Origin of the sequence: Sulfitobacter sp. (genome assembly GCF_036961165.1) — a bacterium.
Taxonomy (GTDB): Bacteria; Pseudomonadota; Alphaproteobacteria; order Rhodobacterales; family Rhodobacteraceae; genus Sulfitobacter.
The window spans coordinates 29,642-52,558 of the sequence record NZ_JBALVJ010000012.1 but is presented as its reverse complement, the minus strand read 5'-3'; the positions used below and the strand labels follow the sequence as shown (position 1 = coordinate 52,558).

At 57.2% G+C, this 22,917-nt stretch carries 27 protein-coding genes; 19 read left to right on the top strand and 8 right to left on the bottom strand.

What is annotated here, in order from left to right; all coding sequences use genetic code 11:
* Nucleotides 1-22 precede the first annotated feature (22 nt).
* Together V7730_RS08095 and V7730_RS08090 are read right to left on the bottom strand one after the other, a co-directional pair.
* Nucleotides 23-358, bottom strand: coding sequence for an ArsR/SmtB family transcription factor (locus V7730_RS08095; protein ID WP_335747093.1), 336 nt, complete (start codon nt 356-358; stop codon nt 23-25).
* Between the two features lie 106 nt (nt 359-464).
* Nucleotides 465-833, bottom strand: a complete 369-nt coding sequence (locus tag V7730_RS08090; RefSeq protein ID WP_335747092.1) for a hypothetical protein — start codon at nt 831-833, stop codon at nt 465-467.
* Between the two features lie 70 nt (nt 834-903).
* Here V7730_RS08090 and V7730_RS08085 point away from each other — a divergent pair, with 70 nt between their 5' ends.
* The 16 genes from V7730_RS08085 (at nt 904) to V7730_RS08010 (ending at nt 13,995) form a co-directional block, all read left to right on the top strand.
* Complete coding sequence (locus V7730_RS08085) at nt 904-1,644, top strand: cytochrome c biogenesis CcdA family protein (protein ID WP_335747091.1); 741 nt, start codon at nt 904-906, stop codon at nt 1,642-1,644.
* Between the two features lie 14 nt (nt 1,645-1,658).
* Nucleotides 1,659-2,222, top strand: a complete 564-nt coding sequence (locus V7730_RS08080) for a thioredoxin family protein (protein ID WP_335747090.1) — start codon at nt 1,659-1,661, stop codon at nt 2,220-2,222.
* 119 nt (nt 2,223-2,341) lie between these two features.
* Nucleotides 2,342-2,815 (top strand): sulfur oxidation c-type cytochrome SoxX, encoded by a 474-nt coding sequence (gene soxX / locus V7730_RS08075; protein WP_335747089.1) that lies wholly within the window; start codon nt 2,342-2,344, stop codon nt 2,813-2,815.
* 32 nt (nt 2,816-2,847) lie between these two features.
* Entirely contained in the window at nt 2,848-3,264 is a 417-nt protein-coding gene (gene soxY / locus V7730_RS08070; RefSeq protein ID WP_335747088.1) for a thiosulfate oxidation carrier protein SoxY, read from the top strand.
* Nucleotides 3,265-3,285: 21 nt separating this feature from the next.
* Nucleotides 3,286-3,615 (top strand): thiosulfate oxidation carrier complex protein SoxZ, encoded by a 330-nt coding sequence (gene soxZ, locus V7730_RS08065; RefSeq protein ID WP_335747087.1) that lies wholly within the window; start codon nt 3,286-3,288, stop codon nt 3,613-3,615.
* A 27-nt stretch (nt 3,616-3,642) separates the two neighbouring features.
* Nucleotides 3,643-4,488: a sulfur oxidation c-type cytochrome SoxA gene (soxA, locus tag V7730_RS08060; protein WP_335747086.1), complete on the top strand. Its 846-nt coding sequence runs from the start codon at nt 3,643-3,645 to the stop codon at nt 4,486-4,488.
* A gap of 96 nt (nt 4,489-4,584) precedes the next feature.
* The gene (gene soxB, locus V7730_RS08055; protein WP_335747085.1) at nt 4,585-6,288 is read left to right on the top strand and encodes a thiosulfohydrolase SoxB; all 1,704 of its coding nucleotides are present in this window, start codon (nt 4,585-4,587) and stop codon (nt 6,286-6,288) included.
* 25 nt (nt 6,289-6,313) lie between these two features.
* Complete coding sequence (locus V7730_RS08050) at nt 6,314-6,748, top strand: DsrE family protein (RefSeq protein ID WP_335747084.1); 435 nt, start codon at nt 6,314-6,316, stop codon at nt 6,746-6,748.
* Between the two features lie 40 nt (nt 6,749-6,788).
* Nucleotides 6,789-8,057 (top strand): sulfite dehydrogenase, encoded by a 1,269-nt coding sequence (soxC, locus tag V7730_RS08045; protein ID WP_335747083.1) that lies wholly within the window; start codon nt 6,789-6,791, stop codon nt 8,055-8,057.
* Nucleotides 8,041-9,105: a c-type cytochrome gene (locus V7730_RS08040; RefSeq protein ID WP_335747082.1), complete on the top strand. Its 1,065-nt coding sequence runs from the start codon at nt 8,041-8,043 to the stop codon at nt 9,103-9,105. The genes soxC and V7730_RS08040 overlap by 17 nt, the downstream gene beginning before the upstream one ends.
* Before the next feature lie 3 nt (nt 9,106-9,108).
* On the top strand, nt 9,109-9,816 hold the full coding sequence (locus V7730_RS08035; protein WP_335747081.1) for a c-type cytochrome: 708 nt from the start codon (nt 9,109-9,111) through the stop codon (nt 9,814-9,816).
* A 40-nt stretch (nt 9,817-9,856) separates the two neighbouring features.
* Nucleotides 9,857-11,125, top strand: a complete 1,269-nt coding sequence (locus tag V7730_RS08030; protein ID WP_335747080.1) for an NAD(P)/FAD-dependent oxidoreductase — start codon at nt 9,857-9,859, stop codon at nt 11,123-11,125.
* Between the two features lie 81 nt (nt 11,126-11,206).
* Complete coding sequence (locus V7730_RS08025) at nt 11,207-11,647, top strand: DUF302 domain-containing protein (protein ID WP_335747079.1); 441 nt, start codon at nt 11,207-11,209, stop codon at nt 11,645-11,647.
* Nucleotides 11,647-12,867, top strand: a complete 1,221-nt coding sequence (gene hemA / locus V7730_RS08020) for a 5-aminolevulinate synthase (protein ID WP_335747078.1) — start codon at nt 11,647-11,649, stop codon at nt 12,865-12,867. Before V7730_RS08025 ends, hemA begins: the two co-directional genes overlap by 1 nt.
* Nucleotides 12,868-12,927: 60 nt before the next feature.
* The gene (locus V7730_RS08015) at nt 12,928-13,062 is read left to right on the top strand and encodes a hypothetical protein (protein WP_335747077.1); all 135 of its coding nucleotides are present in this window, start codon (nt 12,928-12,930) and stop codon (nt 13,060-13,062) included.
* Nucleotides 13,063-13,083: 21 nt separating this feature from the next.
* Entirely contained in the window at nt 13,084-13,995 is a 912-nt protein-coding gene (locus V7730_RS08010; RefSeq protein WP_335747119.1) for a YeeE/YedE family protein, read from the top strand.
* On the opposite strand, the gene V7730_RS08005 is transcribed toward V7730_RS08010, so the two are convergent.
* The 4 genes from V7730_RS08005 to V7730_RS07990 all read right to left on the bottom strand — a co-directional run bounded on the left by V7730_RS08005 (nt 13,985) and on the right by V7730_RS07990 (nt 16,893).
* Entirely contained in the window at nt 13,985-14,440 is a 456-nt protein-coding gene (locus V7730_RS08005) for a rhodanese-like domain-containing protein (RefSeq protein WP_335747076.1), read from the bottom strand. The two genes, V7730_RS08010 and V7730_RS08005, sit on opposite strands and share 11 nt — an antisense overlap.
* Nucleotides 14,437-15,381 (bottom strand): MBL fold metallo-hydrolase, encoded by a 945-nt coding sequence (locus V7730_RS08000; protein WP_335747075.1) that lies wholly within the window; start codon nt 15,379-15,381, stop codon nt 14,437-14,439. Before V7730_RS08000 ends, V7730_RS08005 begins: the two co-directional genes overlap by 4 nt.
* Before the next feature lie 2 nt (nt 15,382-15,383).
* A complete protein-coding gene (locus V7730_RS07995; protein ID WP_335747074.1) occupies nt 15,384-16,304 on the bottom strand; it encodes an MBL fold metallo-hydrolase in 921 nt (306 codons plus the stop codon).
* A 91-nt stretch (nt 16,305-16,395) separates the two neighbouring features.
* Nucleotides 16,396-16,893: an RNA polymerase sigma factor gene (locus V7730_RS07990; protein WP_335747073.1), complete on the bottom strand. Its 498-nt coding sequence runs from the start codon at nt 16,891-16,893 to the stop codon at nt 16,396-16,398.
* A gap of 246 nt (nt 16,894-17,139) precedes the next feature.
* On the opposite strand from V7730_RS07990, the gene V7730_RS07985 reads away from it, so the two are divergent.
* Nucleotides 17,140-17,388 (top strand): hypothetical protein, encoded by a 249-nt coding sequence (locus V7730_RS07985; RefSeq protein ID WP_335747072.1) that lies wholly within the window; start codon nt 17,140-17,142, stop codon nt 17,386-17,388.
* Between the two features lie 99 nt (nt 17,389-17,487).
* Here the strand turns inward: V7730_RS07985 and V7730_RS07980 are convergent, their stop codons facing one another.
* A complete protein-coding gene (locus tag V7730_RS07980) occupies nt 17,488-19,026 on the bottom strand; it encodes a trimethylamine methyltransferase family protein (protein WP_335747071.1) in 1,539 nt (512 codons plus the stop codon).
* A gap of 385 nt (nt 19,027-19,411) precedes the next feature.
* Between V7730_RS07980 and V7730_RS07975 the strand changes: the two genes are divergently transcribed.
* Nucleotides 19,412-20,002: an outer membrane protein gene (locus V7730_RS07975; protein ID WP_335747070.1), complete on the top strand. Its 591-nt coding sequence runs from the start codon at nt 19,412-19,414 to the stop codon at nt 20,000-20,002.
* Between the two features lie 56 nt (nt 20,003-20,058).
* On the opposite strand, the gene V7730_RS07970 is transcribed toward V7730_RS07975, so the two are convergent.
* Nucleotides 20,059-21,237 carry a pyridoxal phosphate-dependent aminotransferase gene (locus V7730_RS07970; RefSeq protein ID WP_335747069.1) on the bottom strand — a complete coding sequence of 393 codons (1,179 nt, stop codon included), beginning with the start codon at nt 21,235-21,237 and terminating at the stop codon, nt 20,059-20,061.
* A 234-nt stretch (nt 21,238-21,471) separates the two neighbouring features.
* Between V7730_RS07970 and cysS the strand changes: the two genes are divergently transcribed.
* On the top strand, nt 21,472-22,908 hold the full coding sequence (gene cysS / locus V7730_RS07965; protein ID WP_335747068.1) for a cysteine--tRNA ligase: 1,437 nt from the start codon (nt 21,472-21,474) through the stop codon (nt 22,906-22,908).
* Nucleotides 22,909-22,917 lie beyond the last annotated feature (9 nt).

Genomic DNA, 22,917 nt, shown 5'->3' with positions numbered 1-22,917 from the left:
GCCATGTCAGTTGCGCGCGGTCTCAATTTGGCCGACAGAACAGGTCATAGACAACTTCCATGATCTGCTTGGGGCGGTCATCAGCAAGGCTGTAAAAGATCGTCTTGCCGTCGCGCCGCGGCTTTACCAACCCTTCAAGCCGCAAGCGGGACAGTTGTTGGGAAACAGCGGCCTGCCGCGCGGACAACAGCTCTTCAAGTTCAGTCACCGATTTCTCGCCAGAAGCAAGATGACACAGGATCATCAATCGGCCTTCATGGCTGATCGCTTTAAGGAAGTTGGACGCTTCGACGGCATTTGCAGCCATCTTGTCCATATCTTCTTCACACATGTTTACGTCAAATACGGGTAGGCCCATTTTTTCCTCGTATGCCGATGTAGTTCCGGCGCTAAGATCGTTATTTTAAAGGCTCATCAGGGCCTCACCCACCCATGCACCAAAGTCACCGGGTTCGTATCATAAACTAGTTGGTCAATTCAACTCTTTCGCGTTCAAGCATTTGTTTCAGTAGCCCCCAAAAGAAATCCTCGCCCGGATAACCTTCGATGCGGGATGCTTCGACGTTGTCGACCATCAGCACAAATGTCGGCGTGAAAAAGAGCGGCCGAGAGAATGTAAGGTCTGCCGGAGTAGGGGCGCGGATGTCTATGCGCCGCAACGGAGCAGCCTTACCTTCGGGCGTCTTTGGGTAAATCTCCGAGATCTCTTCGTTCCAACGTGCACACCACATGCAGCCGTCTTCTTCGACCATGATCAGGCGCACCTCTGCCACCGCAGCCGATACGCTGAGGCATGCCAACAAAGTACCAAAAAAGAGAGACCGTATGAACATGCCAAATTGACCTTTGTTACTTATACCACGTAATCTGAATATGTGAATTTTACAAGGGCACGCCAATACCATGATGGAAATTACTTTTGCCGGTGCTGCGTTAGCAGGCCTTATTTCTTTTCTCTCGCCCTGCATCCTGCCGATTGTGCCGTTTTACCTTAGCTATCTGGCGGGGGTTGGCATGAACCAGATCAGTGCAGAGGCCAAGATTGACAGCAAAACCCGCCGTCGCGCGGTGATGGCTGCGTGCTTCTTTGCGGCGGGCGTCATCACTATTTTCATGGGGTTGGGGGCGGCGGCCACAATGTTCGGGCAGGTGGTGCGCGAGTACTTTGATATCCTGCGTTGGGTAGCGGCGGCGATCATCATCGCGATGGGTCTGCATTTTCTGGGCGTGATCCGGATTGGCATTCTCTATCGCCAGATGCGGGCGGATACGGGCAGCACCTCCAATGTTAGCCTGCTGGGTGCGTATGTAATCGGGCTGGCCTTTGCCTTTGGCTGGACACCTTGCGTGGGGCCCGTGCTGGCAGCGATCCTTTTCATGGCGGGTGGTGCTGAAACGGCCTCGAACGGAGCGCTGCTTTTGTTCGTGTACGGAGTGGGCATGACCGCGCCATTCATTCTTGCAGCGCTGTTCATCGGTCCGTTCATGCGCTGGATGCAGAAGTTCCGCAAACACCTTGGAAAAATAGAGAAAATCATGGGTGTCATGCTCATCATATTTGGTCTGCTGATCGCCACGAACTCGATGAATTACATTGCGCAGTGGATGCTGACTGTGGTGCCCACTTTCGGTACAATAGGATAATGGGAGGACGTTTGATGAAGAAACTAATGACTGCGGGTTTTGCGCTGATTGCCATGACCGTCTGGGCAAATGCCGCTACACTGGGCGATGACGGCCTGCACAAGGCGCCATGGATGCGCGATACGTTTAAAGATCTCTCAGAAGATCTGGAAGAGGCCAATGCTGAAAGCAAGCGCTTGATGGTGATCATCGAACAGCGCGGCTGCATCTACTGTAAGAAGATGCACGAAGAGGTGTTTCCTGTCGAAGAGATCGCTACGTACATCGACGAGAACTACTTCGTCGTGCAGATCAACATGTTCGGCGATGTCGAAGTTACCGACTTCGACGGAGAGGTTTTGCCCGAAAAAGACATGGTCAAAAAGTGGGGCGCGCTGTTCACACCGATGATCCTGTTCTTTCCCGAAGATGTGGCTGATGGGCTTAGCGCGTCACAGGCGGCGGTCGCGACGATGCCGGGAGCATTTGGACGCCACACCACCTTCAACATGCTTAACTGGGTGGTCGAAAAAGGGTATAACGGCGATGAACCGTTTCAGAAGTACCACGCGCGCAAGTTCGAAGAGCAAAGCAAATAAGGGCCGTTGGCACGTACTCTTGCCGTTTCAAGCATTATAATTCAATTAACTGAATTTGTTGTTGCGTGAAGTCGAGAGTGTGCGCTACGGTATACAGAATAAGGTCTGAGGGAGGACGCATGAGGATTTTTGGTATTACAGCCATCGCGGCTGGGGTTATGGCTTCGGGCGTCTACGCCGAAGACGTAGCGCCGACAGCAGTTAGCTTCACTGACGGTGCGGTTGAGCAATCGTTGACCGGCGTTGCCGGTGATGCTGCCAACGGGCGTATGATTGTCGGCGACAAAAAACAGGGCAACTGTGTGGCCTGTCATGAAGTCAGCGATCTTGCGGATGTGCCTTTCCAAGGCAATATCGGTCCCGTGCTGGACGGCGCGGGGGAGCGTTGGTCCGAAGCGGAACTGCGCGGCATCGTTGCAAATGCAAAGGTCATGTTTGAGGGCAGCATGATGCCGTCATTCTATCGCACCGAAGGCTACACGCGCCCGGGCAATGCCTACACAGGGAAGGCGGCGGATGACACGTTCGGCCCGCTCCTGACGGCGCAACAGGTTGAAGACGTAGTGGCCTATCTGGCCACCCTCAAAGAATAATCAAACCCGTTCGGGAATGAAGGAGTATACAGATGGAAATGACGAGACGTGACGCCATTGCGATGGGGGCAGGGGCCCTTTTGATCGCAGGCTTGCCAATCCGCGCATCGGCGGCGGCAGAAGATGCAATTGCCGCCTTTACCGGTGGCGCAGAAATTGGTTCGGGCGATATCACCCTGACAGCCCCTGAGATCGCTGAGAACGGTAACACTGTGCCGGTCGAAGTGGCCTCGGAAACGGCTGTCGAGATTATGCTGCTGGCGACGGGCAACCCGACACCGGGTGTTGCGACGTTCAAGTTCGGCAAGTTGGCAGGGTCGCGCTCTGCATCCACACGAATCCGTTTGGCGGGCACACAGGATGTTGTCGCAATCGCCAAGCTGGAAGATGGATCGTTTGTACAAGCGTCGAGCACTGTCAAAGTAACAATCGGCGGCTGCGGCGGCTAAAGGTCTTTAGGAGAAACAATCATGGCATCTGATGTAAAACCACGCGTCAAAGTACCAAAGTCGGCCACTGTCGGCGAGGCCATCACGATCAAAACGCTGATCAGCCACAAGATGGAATCCGGCCAGCGCAAGGACAAGGAAGGCAACGTCATTCCGCGTTCGATCATTAACCGTTTTACCTGTGAATTCAACGGGGAGAGCGTGATTGACGTGAAGATGGAGCCTGCGATCTCCACAAACCCGTACTTCGAATTCGAAGCGTTGGTCCCAGAGGCCGGCGAGTTCAAATTCACATGGTACGACGACGACGGCTCGGTCTACGAAGACGCAAAAAAAATCGCGATCGGCTGAACGCATTTTTACCTTGGGAGGGACACCATGCGGAAATTGACAGGCGCACTGCTTGCAACTCTGTTGACGACATCGGCAGCTTTTGCCGATCCGGTCGATGATAAACTTATCCTAAACGAAGAAACAGAACTGGTCACGCGCACTGCCGCGCCGGCGCATGTTTCTGAGGCGCTGGATGAAGTCATGTCCGGCTGGCTGTTCCGCGGGACAGAGACCCGTGCGATGCAGACGGATGACTTCGACAACCCGGGCATGATTTTTGTGGAACAGGCGGAGGATGTCTGGAACACAGCCGAGGGGAGCGAAGGTAAATCATGCGCGGATTGCCACGGCGCGGCTTCGGACATGTCCGAGGTCCGTCCGACCTATCCGAAGTGGAACGCGGACGCGGGCGAAGTTCGCACGCTCGAGATGCAGATCAACGACTGCCGTACCAACCAGATGGGCGCAGACGAGTGGAAATATACTGGTGGCGATATGGTCAACATGACCGCATTGCTGGCCTCTGTTTCGCGTGGCCTGCCAGTGAACGTCGCAATCGACGGTCCTGCGCAATCCACATGGGAGCAGGGCAAAGAGATCTATTACACACGGACAGGCCAGCTTGAACTGTCTTGCGCAAATTGCCACGAAGATAACTATGGCAATATGATCCGCGCAGACCACCTGAGCCAGGGCCAGATCAACGGCTTTCCGGTTTACCGTCTGAAAAACACAAAGCTGAACTCGGCTCACAGTCGCTTCAAAGGCTGTATCCGCGACACCCGCGCCGAGACCTACAAAGAGGGCAGCCCGGAGTTTGTCGCACTTGAGCTTTATGTCGCGTCGCGCGGCAACGGCCTAAGCGTCGAAGGCCCAGCCGTCCGCAACTAAGCGATGAATGGCCCCGCCCGAGCGATCGGCGCGGGGTTTTTCGACCTTAATCCATTCAATAATGCGCATATGTATGCGTAACTGGGAGCGCCCGAAATGATTTCTCGTCGTGATTTTTTGCAAACCAGCATGGCGGCAGCCGCCCTCTACGGCTCTTCTGGTTTTGGAAGCTGGGCGCGTCTGGCGGCCCAGCAGGCGCTGACGCAGGACAAACTGCTGGAGTTTGATACCTACGGGAACGTCTCGTTGATCCACATCACCGACATTCACGCCCAGCTCAAACCAATCTATTTTCGCGAGCCTTCGGTTAACATCGGGGTAGGCGGCAACAAGGGCGCTGTGCCGCATGTCACCGGCGCTGACTTCCGCAAGCTTTACGGCATCGACGATGGCAGCCCGTCTGCCTACGCGTTGACCTACAATGATTTTGATGCGCTCGCGCAAAGCTATGGCCGCGTTGGCGGGCTGGACCGTGTGGCCACCGTGATCAATTCGATCCGCGCGGACCGTCCCGACGCGCTGCTGCTGGATGGCGGCGATACATGGCACGGCAGTTACACCTGCTATCAGACCCAAGGTCAGGATATGGTCAACGTCATGAACGCGCTCAAGCCTGACGCGATGACGTTCCACTGGGAATTCACGCTTGGGTCCGAGCGGGTGAACGAGATCGTTGAAGGGCTGCCGTTCGCCGCCCTTGGCCAGAACATTTTCGATGCAGAATGGGATGAACCCTCCGAGCGGTTCCCGCCCTATAAGTTCTATGAGACTGGCGGCGTCAAAGTGGCCGTGATCGGTCAGGCATTTCCCTATATGCCCATCGCCAACCCCGGTTGGATGTTCCCCGAATACTCCTTTGGTATCCGTGATGAGAACATGCAGGCCATGGTCGACGAAGTGCGCGCAAAGGGTGCCGAGCTTGTTGTTTGCCTTAGCCACAACGGCTTTGACGTGGATAAGCAGATGGCGGGAAAAGTGACGGGTATCGACGTGATCCTGTCGGGCCACACCCATGATGCGCTGCCCGAACCTGTCTTGGTGGGAGAGACGATCATCGTCGCCTCTGGCTCTAATGGTAAGTTCGTCAGCCGTGTTGATCTTGATGTGCAGAATGGCCGGATGATGGGTTTCCGTCACAAGCTGATCCCGATCTTCTCAGACGTGATCACACCGGACGCCGAGGTTGCTAAACTCATCGACGATCAGCGCGCACCCTATGCCGACCAGCTAAGCGAAGTCATTGGCCGCACAGGTGACGCTCAAACGCTTTATCGCCGCGGCAATTTCAACGGCACATGGGACGATCTGATCTGCGACGCGCTGATCTCCGAGCGGGAGGCAGACATTGCGCTCAGCCCCGGTGTGCGCTGGGGGCCGTCGATCTTGCCCGGTCAGGACATTACACGCGAAGACATCTGGAACGTCACCTCCATGAGCTACGGCGAAGCTTACCGCACTGAAATGACAGGTGAGTTTCTGCATGTGGTGCTGGAGGATGTGGCCGACAACTTGTTCAACCCAGATCCCTATTACCAGCAGGGCGGCGACATGGTCCGCACCGGTGGCCTTGGCTACAAGATCGACGTGACCAAGTCGCAGGGCAGCCGCATCACCGAAATCACGCTGCTGAAGACAGGCGAAAAGATTGATCCGGCGAAATCCTACCAGATCGCTGGCTGGGCCTCGGTCAATGAGGGCACCGAAGGGCCGAAAATCTGGGATGTGGTCGAGGCGCATATCGCCAAGCAAGGCACCATCTCGCTTGATCCGAATAACAGCGTGGAAGTGGTCGGCGCGTAAATCCGGTCCGTAAGGGAGAGAAACCATGAAGAATTTCGTCGCAACAACGGCTTTGGCCGTGATGATGGCCACAACTGCATTTGCCGAAGGTGTCGTGCACCGTGTGGCCGTGCATGTGGACCAGAACGATCCGCAGGTGATGAACATGGCGCTCAACAATGTTGCCAACCTCACCAGCTACTATGAATCGCAAGGTGACACGGTGATGGTTGAGGTCGTGGCCTATGGTCCCGGTCTCAATATGTACGTCCCCGGCAAAAGCCCTGTTGAGGACCGCATTTCCACCATGTCGTTAGAGATGGAGAACCTTACTTTTGCAGCATGCGGCAACACCCTGCGCAACATGAGCAAAAAGGCGGGCAAGGACATCACCTTGATGGATGAGGCAACTGTTGTGCCCTCCGGTGTCGTGCGCCTGATCGAATTACAAGAAAAAGACTATGCCTACATCCGGCCCTGATTTTCGCCGGACTGCTGGTATCTAACAAAAGGAGCATGCCATGACGCATAAACCCTCACGCAGACAATTTCTAAGAAGCAGTGTGGCGGCCGGTGCTGCAATCACTGTCGCCGGTGCTGCGAAGGCGCAAACGCCCGATCCGTTGATCACCGAAGTGCAGCCTTGGGCGCAGGCCTTTGGTGACGGGGTTGATGCGTCACCCTACGGCATGCCGATCCAGTACGAGGGTGATGTGATCCGCCGCAATGTCGAATGGCTCACTGCGGATACGGTCAGCTCGATCAACTTCACGCCGATCCATGCGCTTGATGGGACCATCACGCCCCAGGGCTGCGCTTTTGAGCGTCACCACTCCGGCGCAATTGATCTGAAGAAAGAAGACTATCGTTTGATGATCAACGGCTTGGTCGACACGCCGCTGGTCTTTACCTACGCAGATCTTGAACGCTTCCCGCGTGAGAACCACGTGTATTTCTGCGAATGTGCGGCCAACACCGGCATGGAGTGGGCGGGTGCGCAGCTGAATGGCGCGCAGTTCACTCACGGCATGATCCACAACATGGAATACACAGGTGTGCCGCTGCGCACCCTGCTGGAAGAGGCCGGTCTGGATACCGCGGGCGACCTCAAGGACAAGTGGGTCTTTGTTGAAGGGGCCGATGCTTCTTCCAATGGCCGCTCGATCCCGATGGAGAAGGCGCTGGATGATGTGCTGGTTGCGTTCAAGGCCAACGGTGAGGCCCTGCGCAAAGAGCATGGCTATCCTGTGCGCCTTGTGGTGCCCGGTTGGGAAGGCAACATGTGGGTCAAATGGATTCGCCGTATTGAAGTTGTCGACACACCCGTGGAAAGCCGCGAAGAGACCTCGAAATACACCGACACGCTTGCAGACGGCACAAGCCGTAAATGGACATGGGCGATGGACGCGAAATCCGTGGTCACCAGCCCCAGCCCACAAGCGCCTATCACCCACGGCACAGGACCGCTCGTGATTACCGGCCTTGCATGGTCCGGTCGCGGGGCGATCACCCGCGTTGATGTCTCCAAAGATGGCGGCATGACGTGGGAGACCGCGCGTCTGGCCAAGCCTGGAGAGAAGATGGCGCTTACGCGCTTCTACCTCGACACGGACTGGGACGGCTCCGAGATGATGCTGCAAAGCCGCGCCATGGACGACACCGGCTATGTCCAGCCCACCAAGACGCAACTGCGCGAAGTGCGCGGCCTGAACTCAATCTATCATAATAACTGCATCCAGACATGGCTGGTGCGCAGCAACGGCGAGGCGGAAAATGTCGAAGTTTCTTAAATCAACAGCTCTTTTGACAGCTCTCGCTCTGGTCTCCGGTCCGGCGTTTGCTGAAAAAATCGGCCTTGGTCGTCCGGCGCTTCCTGAAGAGGTTGCTGCATGGAATGGCGAAGTACACCCCGATGGCACAGGTCTGCCTGCAGGGTCGGGCGATGCCATCGTTGGCGAAGAAATTTTTGCTGACAAATGCGCAGCCTGCCACGGTGATTTCGCTGAAGGCATCGACAACTGGCCCAAGCTGGCTGGTGGGGCGGATACGTTGGATCACGATGACCCGCTTAAGACGGTCGGCTCTTACTGGCCATATCTTTCGACGGCCTTTGACTATATCAAACGCTCGATGCCCTACGGCAACGCAGGGACGCTCACCGATGATGAAACCTATGCCATCGTGGCCTATATCCTCTTTTCCAATGATCTGATTGAAGACGACTTTGTGCTGTCGAAAGAGAGCTTCTTTGACGTGGAAATGCCCAATGTCGATGGGTTCATCGTTGATGATCGCGCCGAGACGGAATATGCGGCTTGGTCGGGTGAGCCGTGCATGGAAAACTGCAAAGGCGAGCCTGTGAAGGTCACAATGCGCGCGATGGTACTGGATGTGACGCCGCAGGAAGAAGCAGCGGTTGAACCTGCTGCGCAAGAGCCAGCGGTTGTTGTGGCGGAGGCACCCAAGGGCGAAGCACCGGCAGCGGCGGAGCCCGAAGTGGTCGCCGCAGCATTTGATGCCGAGCTGGCTGCTAAGGGCGAAAAGGTCTTCAGAAAGTGCAAATCCTGCCATCAGGTCGGCGAAGGCGCCAAGAACAAGGTAGGCCCGATCCTCAATGGAATTGTTGACCAAGCTGCGGGTGCAGTGGAAAGCTTCAAGTATTCCAAACCGATGAAGAAAGCGGCTGAAGGTGGTCTGGTCTGGAGCGAAGCCGAATTGGCAAGCTTTTTGGCCAATCCGAAGAAGTACATGAAAGGCACCAAGATGTCTTTTGCGGGCCTCAAGAAAGAAGACGACCAGCTTGCGGTTGTTGAATACCTCAAGTCAGTGAGCGACTGACCCATGCGCAAGCTGGCTCATACCCTGACCGTTCTTGCTGCCCTTGTGGTGGCAGGGGCGGGTCGGGCCAGCGAAAGTGGTGATACCGAAAAAGGCGCTGCGATTTTTAAGAAGAACTGCAGCGCCTGCCACGATGTGGGGAAGGATGCGCGTAACCGCGTTGGACCACAACTTAACGGGATATACGGGCGCACGGCGGGGACGGAAGCGGCGGTAGCATATTCGCCCAATATGCTGCGTATGGGCAATGATGGTCTGGTCTGGACCGCTGAAACCCTTGATGCCTATTTGGAAAACCCTCGTGCGTTGGTCTCTAAAACAAGGATGAGCTTTCGAGGTCTGGATGACGTGCAAGAGCGCGCCGATCTGATGGCTTATCTGCGGGTGTATTCCGACAACCCCGCCAACATTCCCGAAGCCGAACCCACAGCGCGGGGCACGGATCATAATATTGATCCCGCGATTTTGGCCATTCAGGGTGATCCGGAATACGGCGAATACCTCGCCAGTGAATGCCAGACGTGCCATCAGGCAAGCGGTGCCAATGACGGCATTCCCGGCGTCACCGGTTGGCCCGAAGAGGATTTCATGGTGGCCATGCACGCCTATAAACGCAAGCTCAGACCGCATCCTGTTATGCAGATGATGGCGGGGCGATTGTCTGATGAAGAAATTGCAGCCCTTGCTGCGTACTTTAAGGACCTCGAATAACGGGGCTAATCAAAAGCGACAACTCTGGGAGGAGAAGACCATGACACTGAACAGAAGGATATTCCTCGGCACGGGGGCGGCAACCGCCGCAAGCCTTGCTGCTGCGGCAGTTTTTGCGGCTGGCCACGGTAAACCGCGTGTGGTGGTTGTCGGCGGCGGGGCAGGTGGTGCCACTGCTGCGCGCTATATCGCCAAGGATAGCAAGGGCGAGATCGCCGTGACGCTGATCGAGCCGACGCGCCAGTACTACACCTGCTTTTTCTCGAACCTCTATCTGGGCGGTTTCAAAGAGATGGATGATCTGGGGCACTCCTATGGCAGCCTTGCTACTGGTGGCGTGAATGTCGTGCACGACTATGCCGTGGGCGTGGACCGCGATGCCAAGACTGTCGCGCTCGCCAGTGGTGGCTCTGTCCCTTATAACAAACTGATCCTGTCGCCTGGTATTGATTTTGTGGATGGCGCAGTTGAAGGCTGGGACCTGTCGGCGCAAAACGCGATGCCGCACGCCTACAAAGGCGGCTCACAGACCGAGCTTCTAAAGGCGCAGTTGATGGCGATGCCCGAAGGCGGCACGTTCGCCATGGTCGCACCGCCAAACCCTTACCGCTGCCCTCCGGGACCGTATGAGCGGATCTCGATGGTGGCGCATTACCTCAAGGCTAACAATCCGACGGCCAAGATCCTTGTGGCTGACCCGAAAGAGAAATTTTCAAAGCAGTCGCTGTTTCAAGAGGGCTGGTCGAACCATTATTCCGGCATGATCGACTGGATTGGCTCGGATTTCGGCGGCGGCAATGTTGTGGTCGATCCTGATGCCATGACCCTGTCCATCGATGGTGAAGTCACCAATGTTGATGTCTGCAACGTCATCCCCGCAATGAAGGCAGGCCATATTGCCGAACTGGCAGGCGTGACAGAGGGCAATTGGGCACCGGTAAACGCGGCTGACATGTCCTCCAAGGCGGATGCGGATATCTATGTACTGGGCGATGCCGCGCAGCAGGGCGATATGCCAAAATCAGGATATTCGGCCAATTCGCAGGCCAAGGTCTGCGCCAATGCTGTGCGTGGCGCGCTGACCGGCTCGAAGGTCTTTCCGGCAAAGTTTTCGAACACGTGCTGGTCGCTGATTGACACCGATGACGGCGTCAAAGTGGGTGCGACTTATGAAGCAACGCCCGAGAAAATCACCAAGGTAGATGGGTTTATCTCTGCCACAGGCGAAAGCGCCGAACTGCGCAAGACCACCTACGAAGAGTCCGAGGGCTGGTATGCCGGCATCACCGCCGACATGTTCGGCACTTAAGTCAAACCGTCAAGGCCTTGATGCAGATCAAGGCCTTGGCATCCAGTCTGTGAGATGCTGGTGAGCAAAGGGGAGAGTGACATGGTACGATCTATTTTGTTGGCGGCTGTTTTTGGCATCGCAACCAGTGTGAGTGCTGGTGCTGAAGAGGCCTATACGGCGCATCCGTTCGAGGGCAGCTTTGACGATGCGACATTCAGCGTGGAAAGCGCGATTGTAGGTCGGGGGCTGGTAATTGATTACGTCAGCCACACGGGTGATATGCTCAACCGGACGGCTGCGGATGTCGGCAGCGAGATTAAGCTGTTTGAGGCGGCGGATGTGTTTCTGTTTTGCTCGGCCGTGGTGTCGCGCAAGGTGATGGAAGCCGATCCAATGAATATCGCACATTGTCCCTACGGGATTTTTGTTGCGGACCGTGAGGGTCAGGTGATGATTGGACACCGCAACTATCCCGAAGGTGCCATGCAGGAAGTACAAGCGTTGCTTGATGAAATCGTCCGCGAGGCGGTGGGGGACTAATGAACTATCAGAATTTTTTTAAGAGCGCGCTAGACGATCTGCGCGATCAGGGAAACTATCGCGTATTTGCCGAGCTGGAGCGTCATTGCGGCGACTTCCCCCATGCCACATCGCGCGGGACCGAGACAGCAGATGTGACCATCTGGTGCTCGAATGACTACCTTGGCATGGGCCAGCATCCCAAGGTGCTGGAGGCCATGCACGAAGCGCTTGATCGTTGCGGCGCGGGTGCAGGTGGGACGCGCAATATCTCTGGCACAACCCATGACCATGTCCTGCTGGAGGCCGAGTTGGCCGATCTGCACGGCAAGGAGGACGCGCTGCTGTTCACCTCTGGTTACGTCTCCAATTGGGCGGCCCTTGGCACGCTGGCGGGGCGCATTCCGGATTGCGTGGTCCTGTCGGACGCTCTGAACCATGCGTCGATGATCGAAGGTATTCGCCACTCCAAAGCCGAGCGGGTGATCTGGAAGCACAATGATCTGGTCGATCTTGAGGCCAAGCTGGCAGCCTTGCCGCTGGAGCGCCCCAAGTTGATCGCGTTTGAGAGCGTCTATTCTATGGACGGCGATATTGCCCCGATCGAAGCGATTTGCGATCTGGCCGACAAATACAACGCTATGACCTATCTGGACGAGGTGCATGCCGTGGGCCTTTACGGTCCGCGTGGCGGCGGCATTGCTGAACGTGACGGTCTGATGGACCGTCTCACAGTGATCGAGGGCACGCTGGGCAAAGCCTTTGGCGTGGTAGGCGGCTATATCGCCGCATCAGCCGAGCTTTGTGATTTCGTGCGCAGCTTTGCCAGCGGATTTATCTTTACCACGGCTTTGCCTCCTGCAGTTGCCGCAGGTGCGGCGGCATCTATCCGGCACCTTAAGGACAGCGCGACAGAGCGGGAGGAGCAGCAAGCCAAGGTCGCACAGGTACGCGCGCGACTTGATGCCATCGGGATTCCGCATGTTGAGAACCCCAGCCACATCATTCCGGTGATGGTCGGCGATCCGCATAAGTGCAAATTCATCTCTGACATGCTGCTGAAAGATTATGGCATCTACATCCAGCCAATCAACTATCCCACCGTGCCCAAAGGCACCGAACGTCTGCGCATCACGCCATCTCCGGTACACAGCGATGCGGATATCGAGCAGCTGATCGGCGCGCTTGAGGATTTATGGGCGCAATGCCAGTTGGCGCGGATGCCACTAGCTGCTCAATAACTGCGTTTGTTTCAGGCATCCGAAGCGCGCGAATAACCGTCCAACACAAAGGATCGTCAGATGCTTGAGACTGTATTGGATCGCTTCGGAGACGGTACCGTGTTGACCGCTGCTGGTGCAGTCACTGGCGTCTTGTTTGGTGTGATGGCGCAACACTTGCGGTTTTGCCTGCGCGCAGCTTCGGTTGAGGTTTGAGAGGGCCGCTTTGGCCCACGCCTGTCAATCTGGTTCATTGCTTTCTCAGCCGCAGTGCTTGCCGTGCAGGGCGAGATCTCGGCTGGTTGGTTGGACGTAAGCGAGGCGCGTCCACTTGCGGCCACTGGCAGCATGTCTGGCGCTGTGATCGGCGGGCTGATGTTTGGCTGCGGCATGATCCTTGCGCGTGGCTGCGCCAGCCGTTTACTGGTTCTGTCAGCCACCGGAAACCTACGCGCGTTGATGACCGGCCTTGTCCTCACTCTTGTTGCTCAAGCGTCCCTGCGCGGGGCGCTGTCACCCCTACGTGAAAGCTTGGGCAGTCTTTGGCTTGTGCAGGGTGGGGAGGGGCGCAATATCCTGTCGCTGATAGGGCTCACCTCAACTATGGCTGCGGGGCTTGCTGCCGTAGGGCTGATCTTTGGTATTTGGCTGGCACATCGTCGCCATGTTGTCACAACGGAGGCACTGGCTGCAGCTGGTGTCGGCCTTGCCATCGGACTGGGTTGGTTGCTGACCTTCGCCATCGCACAAAGCTCGTTCGAGGTGGTGGCAATTTTGTCGGTCACCTTCACGGGACCTTCGACAGACACGCTGATGGGGCTGGTCAACACTGCCGAATTGCCGCTTGGGTTTGGCGTCGGGCTGGTGCCGGGGGTGTTTGTTGGCGCTGGCGGCATGGCCCTGTTGCGCCGCGAGGCGCGGATAGAGCGGTTCGGCATAGACACCCCGATGGAGCGCTATTTGATCGGGACTGTGATGATGGGGTTTGGCAGCATGCTGGCCGGCGGCTGCGCCGTGGGGGCGGGCATGTCAGGTGGTTCAATCTTTGCGGTGACGGCATGGGTTGCGTTGTTCTGTATGTGGGCGGGCGCAATGGCGACGCATATCGCGCTGTCCCGCGTGTCGGTCGCCTCAAGCGCTACTGTTTAAGAAAAACCTGCGTGGCTGTCAGCGCCGTCTGTGCATCCACCACGGGCATGTCGCGGGCAAGCCACCCCGGCGCTGCTTCATTGCCGAACATTCCCTCGGAGACATCTATCACGCCGCTGATCCCGTTTCGCTCCAGCACTGAGGCCACATATTGGCTGCGCCCGCCAGTGGCACAGATCAACGCCACAGGGGTATCGGGATTTCGCGCAAGGATTGTTCGAAGCGTCGACGCAAAGCCCACGTCATTCATCGTTACGGTCAGCGCCCCTTGCGCCACGCCACTTTCGCGCCATTCCTCTGGGCTGCGGATCTCGAGCAGGATGATATGCCGCGTTGTAGCCGCATCAAATGCCTGAGGCGCAGAGATCGTCGCAGGTTCTGCCTGCGCACTACCGACCCAGCCGCCAGCGGCCAAGGCCAGCGCCATCAACGCCCCGCGGATCATTCGAATTCCATCTGCTCATACACACGGCCGGAGTTCTTTGTCGCCAGTTCTTCGAAGGTGTCCAGACCGGCATAGGGGGTCTGGTCCACATAATAGGCATCGGCAAGCGAGCCGCCGTCTTCCAGATGCGCGCCGATCTTTTCGCGCAGGTAGACCAAATAATCGTGGGTATAGCGGCGGACCTGATCCATATTAGTGGGGTGCCCATGGCCAGGAATGACATAAGTCGCGCCCATCGGCTCGAACACGGTTTCCCACGTCTCGATCCAGTCGGCGGTCATTGTGTCCTCGAAAATCGGTAGCATCCGTTCATGAAAAGCCATGTCACCCGAGATTACCAAGCCTTGCTCGGGCAGCCAGACGACAATGTCACCGGGGCTGTGGGCAGGACCAAGGTAGCGGGCTTCGATCTTCATATCTCCCATCTCGACGATGTATTCATCCTCAAAGGTGATCGTGGGGCCGACGACTTCGGTCTTCTGTGCGCGTTCTTTGGTCACTGCGATGGCCGCGCGCAGGGATTGATACCCGCTTTCCTCAAAGGCAGCAGCGGCCTCCGTGTGGGCCACAATATCAACCGCTTGCTCAGCCCAGTAGGAATTGCCCAGCATCGCATGACCCTGACCGTTTTCGTTAAAGACAAGCTTTACTGGTTGATCGGTCACTGTCTTGATCTCAGCGTGTAGCGCCTCGGCCAGTGCGTAGGACGCTCCGCCGTTGATCACCACCACGCCGTCCCCGGTGACGATGAAGCTAAGGTTGTTGTTGTGGCCTGCGTTCTCGTAAGTCGGCGGTGCGGTGGCGCCGATGGCAGACCAGACATGAGGGATCACTTCGACGGGCTTTGAGTAAAGCTCTGACGCAGGATACTGGTCTGCGATATCTTCGCTGGCATAGGCGGGCAGCGCAATGAGGGCGCAAAGAGCGATAAGATGCTTCATGCTTATGCTCCTGGCACAAAAGTATAGCCGGTCGCCGATTTTTCGACATAGCCGGTACCGTCTCCGACAAGGTGAAATCCGATGATCTGCGTTTTCTCGGCTGCGAGCTGGTCCATAAGCGCAACGCGTGTCTTCGCCGCTGCTTCGCCGTCCTGATCTGAGCCGGAAATCCATGCGGGCTGTTCAAAGGCGACATGATGGTTGCCGATGCAATCGCCAAGGATCATCACGGCATTGCTGCCGCTGCGCACCTCAAAGGACATGTGTCCGGGTGTGTGCCCCAAGGTCGCGCGGGCGGCGACACCGGGGATAATTTCTTCGCCGTCCTTGAAGAAGGTGATCGCATCCTCGATTGCGGCAAGACGGCGTTGTGCGCCTACGGCAAAGGATACCCGCGCTTCGCCAATCTCGTCCACTGTGTTGGGGTTCATCCAATAGTCCCATTCGGCTTTACCGATCATATAGCTGGCCTGCGGAAAGAGCGGATCGTCAAAGTCATCCAGTAGCCCCCAAAGGTGGTCAGGGTGCGCGTGGGTAAACACCACATCGGTGATATCTTCGGGCGTGACGCCAAGCGCATCAAGCGAGGTCACGATTTCCCCGGCGTTGGGCGTAAAATCGGGGCCGGAGCCGACATCAAAGAGGATCACCCGCCCACCGCTGCGCATAAGCGTGACGTTGCAGGGTGGCGTTAGCACATCCGCCGAGAGGTTGTATTTCTCGAGGATAGGCGCAAGCGCGTCTTTGGGCATCGGATCAAAGATGAACCCGCCGGGCAGGGTGAGCGATCCGTCACTGACAACATCGAGCGTGATATCTCCCAGTGTCAGCTGTGCGTTAGCTGTGCGGGGTGTGAGCCCCAAAGCGGCGCTTGCGGCGACTCCTGCACCGGCGGCCATAAAGTCGCGTCTTGTGAATGGCATCTCGCTGTCCTCCCATAAATTCGTTATTTAGAATATGATTGATTGTTGGGAAGGTAGCAAGATGTATGGTGAGCAGCATTCACTTGCACGGCTATAAAAGTTCGGCCACGGGCATCCCCGTTTCCAGCCCGATTTGGCGGCGTAAGGTGACCCTTGCGCGGGCAAGGCGCGACATCACTGTGCCCACGGGCACGTCCAGTCGTGTGGCGATTACACGAGGGCTCAACTCTCCTTGCAGGACCAGTTCCATAACACAGGCTTGATCAGGTGGCAGTGCGGTAATTGCACGGCACAGCGCGTCCAGCATCAGCCTGCTGTCGCCAAGCGGCGGGGTAGTTGCGCTGTCTTCCTCCAGCTCCGTCATTTCAACCTGCGCACGCCAACGCGCACGGGTGAGGTTGTGCAGTATGATCATGGCGTAGTTTTCGGGGGCATCTACACCGGACCGGGTCATGCGCTGCATCAGGCGGAGCAGGGCTTCTTGTGCCATGTCTTCGGCATCACAAGGCTGTAAACCCAATCGCTGCGCGCGGCGGCGCAGGCGCGTTACGAGGGCGTCAAGGTCTCCTGCGTTTCGGGTCATGCCCATCCACGGTCTCCTGCCAAGGTTCATGACAGGCAACATGACCAAATAATAACATTCAACCAGAGGGGGAATTCCGCCGATCAAACAGAGTGGAGTTTTTTCGGCGGTGTGGCGCGCATAGACAGGATGCAGATCGGCGGCGCACCGCGCTTGGCCAAAGGGGAGGGACGCAACCGCGCTCTGGCGCATCTGACTGTATGAGGGCGCCATCTGGTGCCCCGCCTCAGTAAACCACAAATGGAGACACCTATGAAACATCTCAAATCCTTCACTGCGATCGCTGCGACAGCTCTGTGCCTGCCCGCCTTTGCAATGGGGCAAAGCGCTACCCAGGCGGATGCGAACGAGGATGGCGTGCTGAGCCTTGCAGAAGTGCAAGCGGTCTTTCCCGACATGACCGAAGATCAGTTCACAACGATTGATCTCAACGGTGACGGCATGTTGGAGGACGCCGAAGTGAAGGCGGCGCAAGAGGCAGGGCTGATGCCGACAAGCTAAGCGCCCACGAAATTTGCGCGCAGATGTGGCAGCATAGCGCGCAGATTATTGGAGGTCCGGTCGCCCCCAGCGACCGGACCTCTGGTGTTTTATCGAATCCTAGCCCTTTAGGTGGATGTTGAACTTTGCGCGAACGGCGCGATCAATTGCGGGATCAAGAGCAGCCTCAGACGGTGCGCCCAGAATCGCCTCTTTGCGCGCAACGGCGGTTTCGATCAGGTCTGGCTTATCCTTTTCCACCCATTCTTTGGGCGACATGCGGTTGCCATAGCTGGGGTAGCAGTGATCGCTTTGCATCCGGCTGAGCGTGCCAGAGGTACCCAGATAGTGACCAGGCCCGCCCAGACACACCTCTGCCATCTGGTCCAGTGCGATGGTCTCGTCGTTGACCTCGATCCCGCGCACACAGCGCAAGGCCTGTCCGATAACATCATCGCCAAGGATCAGGCTTTCGTGGCAAAAGCCCAGCAATGAGGCGTGCATGCCTGCGGCTTCATAGATCATGTTGCACCCCGACAACCCTGCCATCACGTTGGAACACATTGTCTCCCATCCTGCCTGCATATCAGGCAGCTTGCTGTCGGCAATGCCCGCAGCGGCGCCACCGGGCAAATCGTAGAAGCCATGCATTTGCGCGCAGCCGGAGGTAAGCAAGGCCTGCTCGCCCGAGCCGCCAGTCATCGCTCCGGTGCGCAGGTCCAGCCCGAAAGGCCATGTGCCAAAGATCACCGGATGGCCCGGCTTCACTGCCGTGACATAGACCAGCCCAGCCAGACATTCCGCAACCGCCTGAACAATCGCACCTGCTACGGTAGAGGGCGCAGTCGCACCGGCCATACCAGCCGAGAGAAGCAGCACCGGCATGCCATGCTTGATGCATTCTTCCATGACCAGACAGCTCTCGGTCGCGAATTTCATCGGGGGCACGACAAAGCAGTTGGAATTCGACACGAAGGGACGCTCGCGCCATTTGTCCTCACCGCCAGCAATCATATGCAGCATCTCTATTGCGGGGGCGACAAAGGCGGGATCGGTGAAAGAGGTGCCCACATGTTTCGTGGTGCCGCTCACGCAGGCGAAGATGGAGTTATAGTCCATCTCCAAATTGTCCAGAATATCGCGGCAGACCATGGGGCGCTGGCAAAAGTGCACATTCTCTAGCGTGTTCACGATCTTGGCTGCGTCATGCAGATCCTGCACGCCGCAATCGCGGTAGTTCCTGCCGTCCACATTGACCAGATGCACCGCCGCACCGGCCGTGCCGTAGTGGACGCGGGTGCCCGACAGGTCGAGATCGTTTAACCCGTTGCGGCTGGACAGCGTGATGGATCGGTTGGCGCGAGCCAGTGCATCCTCGACCAGCGCGCGGGGAAAGCGGATACGCCCGTCATCGCCCAACACCGCACCGGCGCCCGTCAGGTATGCGATACCGGATTCCGGCGCATCGGCAAGACCGATGGTCTCCAAAGCATCAAGCGCTGCGTGGTGGATTTTGAGGACATCGGCGTCCGAGAGCGGTTTGTACTGGCCGCCTTCAAGGCCTGCGCGCACGGGGCGCAGATTGTCGGGCAGGGCGGTCGAGCGGGCAGCACGGCGTGCCGCGCGGCCACCGGAGCGGGATGATGTTTGAACATTCATAAGCGGTTCTTTCGAAAAGAGTGGCGTTAGGGGTGTGTTGTTGTGCCCTGTGGTGCGCCACGAGCCGCCCGCCCACGCTCGGCGCCAATTGTGCGCTTTACTAATATCGCTGTGCAGGTGGCGTGCTGCATACGGGGCTCCCTTTGAGCACCAGATTGGAAAGGATGGAAAACCAAATCTGTCCTGTTTGCGACGCTGTTCAAATTTTCGATACCGTCGGAAGATCGGCGCTTTTCTGCCCATTTTTTCCCGTTTTGGCACGAATTGGCCTGCCGCGATGTCTGCCGTTCGCATGATCGGGAACCAATGCCTAACTGCAGGGTTTTTGGATGGAAGGGCAGCAAGTCTGCCTGACATGGACAAAAGAAATATTAAGGAGATACCCATGAAAACGTTTCATAAATTCGGCGCGGCATCTGTTCTGGTAACATCATTGATCGGCACCACAGCCTTTGCAGGTAACCTTGCAGAGCCGATCTTGGAGCCCGTTGCCGAGCCGATCTATACACCTGTTGCTGTCGGTACTGACTGGACCGGTGCTTATGGTGGTCTGAACCTTGGCTATGCCGATATCGACGGTGACGGCGCTGCGGATGGTGATGATGCGACCTACGGTGTGCACTTGGGCTACGACTATGACTTTGGTCGTTACGTGCTGGGTGGTGAGCTTGAGTACGACAAGACCGACATCGATCTTGGCGGTGCAGCAAGCGCTGACAGTGTAACGCGCCTGAAACTGCGCGGCGGCTATGACATGGGCCGTACACTGGTCTATGCAACAGCTGGTGCCGCACGTCTGGACAGCAGCCTTGGCAAAGACACCGGTGAGTTTGTCGGTCTTGGTGTGGCTTATCAGGTCACAGACCGCTTCACCGTTGGTGGTGAAGTGCTGGAGCACCGCTTTGAAGATATCGGTGGCTCGGGTGTGGATGCTGATGCAACAACCTTCAACCTGCGCGGCTCCCTGCGCTTCTAAGGTTTGATACACGGTAAGAAAGGCGCGCCTATAACAGGGCGCGCCTTTTTTTGTGGCTAGCGTTTTGCGCTCAGCTCTTCAGCAAAGGTGCATAGCGTCTTGAGCGCTTGCTCAAAGGCGTTGTCTTCGATTGTCATTGCCACCCTGACATGGCCCTCGGCCGCGGCACCAAAGCTTTCGCCGGGCATCACAGCGATGTGGTGGGCGTCTAGCAGGGCGTTGGCGAAGCCTTCACCGCTCAGGCCCGTCGCCGAGACATCCAGCATCATATACATCGCCCCCCCGTTGGGCACTGTCCCGACCACGTTCTGCGCGGCCAGCACGTTTTGGGCCAGTGCGCGGCGACGGCGGAAGGGCTCTGCGATCTCGGCCTCGAAAGCATCACTTTGTTCCAAGGCAAACAAAGCCGCGTCCTGAATGTAGCCGGGCACGCCATAGGTCGTGTGGGTGGCCAGATTGACCAGATGGGCGATGATTTCTTCGGGTCCAACGACCCAGCCAACGCGCGATCCGGTCATCGCATGGCTTTTGGACATAGAGCCGACAACCAGCGTCCGATCGGCCATCCCGTCCAGCGCGCGCGGAGAGATGTGCGGGCCTTCCCAAACCTGCGTGTCATAGACCTCGTCCGAGATGAGCCACAGATCATGGTCGCGGCAGACCTTTGCGATGTCTTCCAGCGTCTCGCGGCTATAGATCACGCCAGTGGGGTTGTTGGGAGAGTTGACGAGCAGGGACTTTGCGCCCTGCGCCGCCGCCGCGATATCAGTTGCACGAGGCTGGAAGGCAGCGTCGGCGTGGGCTTTCACAGCAACAGGTACCGCGCTCGCTCCGCGCAGTGTGCCGGGGTAGGTCGCATAGTAGGGATCAATGTAGAGCGCCTTATCGCCAGGATCGATCACAGCCATATGCGCGGCAAACAGGGCCGCTTGCCCGCCCGGTGTGATCATGACGTTGTCGCGGCTGGTTGGCACACCCGTCTTTGCAGTAACGCGTGCGGCAATGGCATCGCGCAGCGCGTCGATACCGGGGACCGCGGCATAGCCTGTGTGTCCGGCCATAGCGGCGCGGTGCATGTCTTGCAGGATAGGAGCAGCGGTGCGGATGTCATGCTCGCCAATGGTCAGCTCTGTCACCGGCGTGCCTTCTGCGATCATCTGGCGCGCGCGCAAAAAGACCTCCCAGCCGTCAGATCCGCCGCCCAGAATACCGCTGATCCGTGTCGATGCCTGCATGATATGCTCCTTTCCAATTGTTCCGCGCAGGGGCGCAGAGGCTGGCGGAATTGTCAATCAACCTTGACCGGATGGCGCGCCTTGGGCTAGGCATAGGGTATGACAACGATGACGCTCATTATTTGCTGTACCATTACCTGCTGAGATACCTCTCGCGGGCCTTGATCACGTTGTTTTATTTCCATTGAAACTGTGCCATGTCCCGCGCATCCCCGCGCCGATAGGACATTTGCCATGACGACCCTCAAACTGCACAACACCAAGACCCGCAAGCGCGAGGATTTCGCGCCAATTGATCCGCAAAACGTGCGGATGTATGTCTGCGGACCCACGGTTTATGACCGCGCGCACCTTGGTAATGCACGGCCTGTGATCGTGTTTGATGTGCTCTACCGGTTGCTCCGTCACATCTATGGCGCAGATCACGTGACCTACGTGCGCAATTTCACGGATGTGGACGACAAGATTAACGCGCGCAGTTCTGTTACTGGCAGGTCCATTGGCGAGATCACAGATGAGACCATCGGCTGGTTTCTGGAAGATATGGGTGCAGTAGGGGCGTTGGAGCCAACGCACATGCCCCGCGCTACGGCCTATATCCCGCAGATGGTCGCAATGATTGAAAAATTGATTGCCAAAGGGCACGCCTATGCTGCCGAGGGCCATGTACTGTTTGCGGTAGAGAGCTACAAAGCCTACGGCGCGCTTTCAGGGCGTAGCATTGACGACATGATCGCAGGCGCACGGGTCGAAGTAGCACCCTATAAGCGCAACCCGATGGATTTCGTCCTTTGGAAGCCCTCGAATGCCGGGACGCCGGGTTGGGATAGCCCGTGGGGCCGTGGCCGCCCCGGCTGGCACATCGAATGCTCTGCCATGGCGCATGAGCTGTTGGGATCGCATTTCGACATTCACGGTGGCGGCAACGATCTGATGTTCCCCCACCATGAAAACGAGATCGCGCAAAGCTGCTGCGCAGGCGACAAGTTCGCCAACGTCTGGCTGCACAACGAAATGTTGCAGGTCGAGGGTAAGAAGATGTCCAAGTCCTTGGGCAACTTCTTCACTGTGCGCGATTTGCTGGACCAAGGCGTGGCAGGTGAAGTGATCCGCTTTGTCATGCTGTCGACGCATTACCGCAAGCCGATGGACTGGACGGAGAAGAAACGCGAAGAAGCCGAGAAGACGCTGCGCAAGTGGTATGCACTGGCCGTAGGTGCACAGGAAAGCGCAGTTGACGATTTGATGCTGGGTTTGCTTTTTGATGATCTCAATACTGCTGGTGCTATTACTCATATGAACAAGCTCGCAAAGGGAGGGGACGCAGTATTGCTGCGCAGTGGAATGCGTCTTCTTGGCTTGATGAGCGATGTCGTACCTGAATGGGCGCGACCTGTTGAGCCGGCTGATAAGGTGGCAGCGGATGGATGGTTCTTTGGAGCGCCAGCGATGGTTGGTGACGAGAGTGCAGAAGGAATGCAACAGCTCGTCGTGCCTATCTTAAAAAAATATGCCGCTTACATTGATCGAAAAGATTTCGAAAAAGCGGACTGTCTGCGTGACGAAATGTTAGCAGCTGGTCTTAAAGTACAAGTCGACCGTAAACAAAACTATATTGATAGCAGCAAAACCGAAAATTTCGATCCCGCAAAACTAGAGGCACTCAAATGATGCGCCTTA

Coding starts and splice junctions, on each gene's coding strand:
- V7730_RS08095 (WP_335747093.1), bottom strand. CDS start 358: ATGGGCCTACCCGTATTTGACGTAAACATGTGTGAAGAAGATATGGAC.
- V7730_RS08090 (WP_335747092.1), bottom strand. CDS start 833: ATGTTCATACGGTCTCTCTTTTTTGGTACTTTGTTGGCATGCCTCAGC.
- V7730_RS08085 (WP_335747091.1), top strand. CDS start 904: ATGATGGAAATTACTTTTGCCGGTGCTGCGTTAGCAGGCCTTATTTCT.
- V7730_RS08080 (WP_335747090.1), top strand. CDS start 1,659: ATGAAGAAACTAATGACTGCGGGTTTTGCGCTGATTGCCATGACCGTC.
- soxX (WP_335747089.1), top strand. CDS start 2,342: ATGAGGATTTTTGGTATTACAGCCATCGCGGCTGGGGTTATGGCTTCG.
- soxY (WP_335747088.1), top strand. CDS start 2,848: ATGGAAATGACGAGACGTGACGCCATTGCGATGGGGGCAGGGGCCCTT.
- soxZ (WP_335747087.1), top strand. CDS start 3,286: ATGGCATCTGATGTAAAACCACGCGTCAAAGTACCAAAGTCGGCCACT.
- soxA (WP_335747086.1), top strand. CDS start 3,643: ATGCGGAAATTGACAGGCGCACTGCTTGCAACTCTGTTGACGACATCG.
- soxB (WP_335747085.1), top strand. CDS start 4,585: ATGATTTCTCGTCGTGATTTTTTGCAAACCAGCATGGCGGCAGCCGCC.
- V7730_RS08050 (WP_335747084.1), top strand. CDS start 6,314: ATGAAGAATTTCGTCGCAACAACGGCTTTGGCCGTGATGATGGCCACA.
- soxC (WP_335747083.1), top strand. CDS start 6,789: ATGACGCATAAACCCTCACGCAGACAATTTCTAAGAAGCAGTGTGGCG.
- V7730_RS08040 (WP_335747082.1), top strand. CDS start 8,041: ATGTCGAAGTTTCTTAAATCAACAGCTCTTTTGACAGCTCTCGCTCTG.
- V7730_RS08035 (WP_335747081.1), top strand. CDS start 9,109: ATGCGCAAGCTGGCTCATACCCTGACCGTTCTTGCTGCCCTTGTGGTG.
- V7730_RS08030 (WP_335747080.1), top strand. CDS start 9,857: ATGACACTGAACAGAAGGATATTCCTCGGCACGGGGGCGGCAACCGCC.
- V7730_RS08025 (WP_335747079.1), top strand. CDS start 11,207: ATGGTACGATCTATTTTGTTGGCGGCTGTTTTTGGCATCGCAACCAGT.
- hemA (WP_335747078.1), top strand. CDS start 11,647: ATGAACTATCAGAATTTTTTTAAGAGCGCGCTAGACGATCTGCGCGAT.
- V7730_RS08015 (WP_335747077.1), top strand. CDS start 12,928: ATGCTTGAGACTGTATTGGATCGCTTCGGAGACGGTACCGTGTTGACC.
- V7730_RS08005 (WP_335747076.1), bottom strand. CDS start 14,440: ATGATCCGCGGGGCGTTGATGGCGCTGGCCTTGGCCGCTGGCGGCTGG.
- V7730_RS08000 (WP_335747075.1), bottom strand. CDS start 15,381: ATGAAGCATCTTATCGCTCTTTGCGCCCTCATTGCGCTGCCCGCCTAT.
- V7730_RS07995 (WP_335747074.1), bottom strand. CDS start 16,304: ATGCCATTCACAAGACGCGACTTTATGGCCGCCGGTGCAGGAGTCGCC.
- V7730_RS07990 (WP_335747073.1), bottom strand. CDS start 16,893: ATGGGCATGACCCGAAACGCAGGAGACCTTGACGCCCTCGTAACGCGC.
- V7730_RS07985 (WP_335747072.1), top strand. CDS start 17,140: ATGAAACATCTCAAATCCTTCACTGCGATCGCTGCGACAGCTCTGTGC.
- V7730_RS07980 (WP_335747071.1), bottom strand. CDS start 19,026: ATGAATGTTCAAACATCATCCCGCTCCGGTGGCCGCGCGGCACGCCGT.
- V7730_RS07975 (WP_335747070.1), top strand. CDS start 19,412: ATGAAAACGTTTCATAAATTCGGCGCGGCATCTGTTCTGGTAACATCA.
- V7730_RS07970 (WP_335747069.1), bottom strand. CDS start 21,237: ATGCAGGCATCGACACGGATCAGCGGTATTCTGGGCGGCGGATCTGAC.
- cysS (WP_335747068.1), top strand. CDS start 21,472: ATGACGACCCTCAAACTGCACAACACCAAGACCCGCAAGCGCGAGGAT.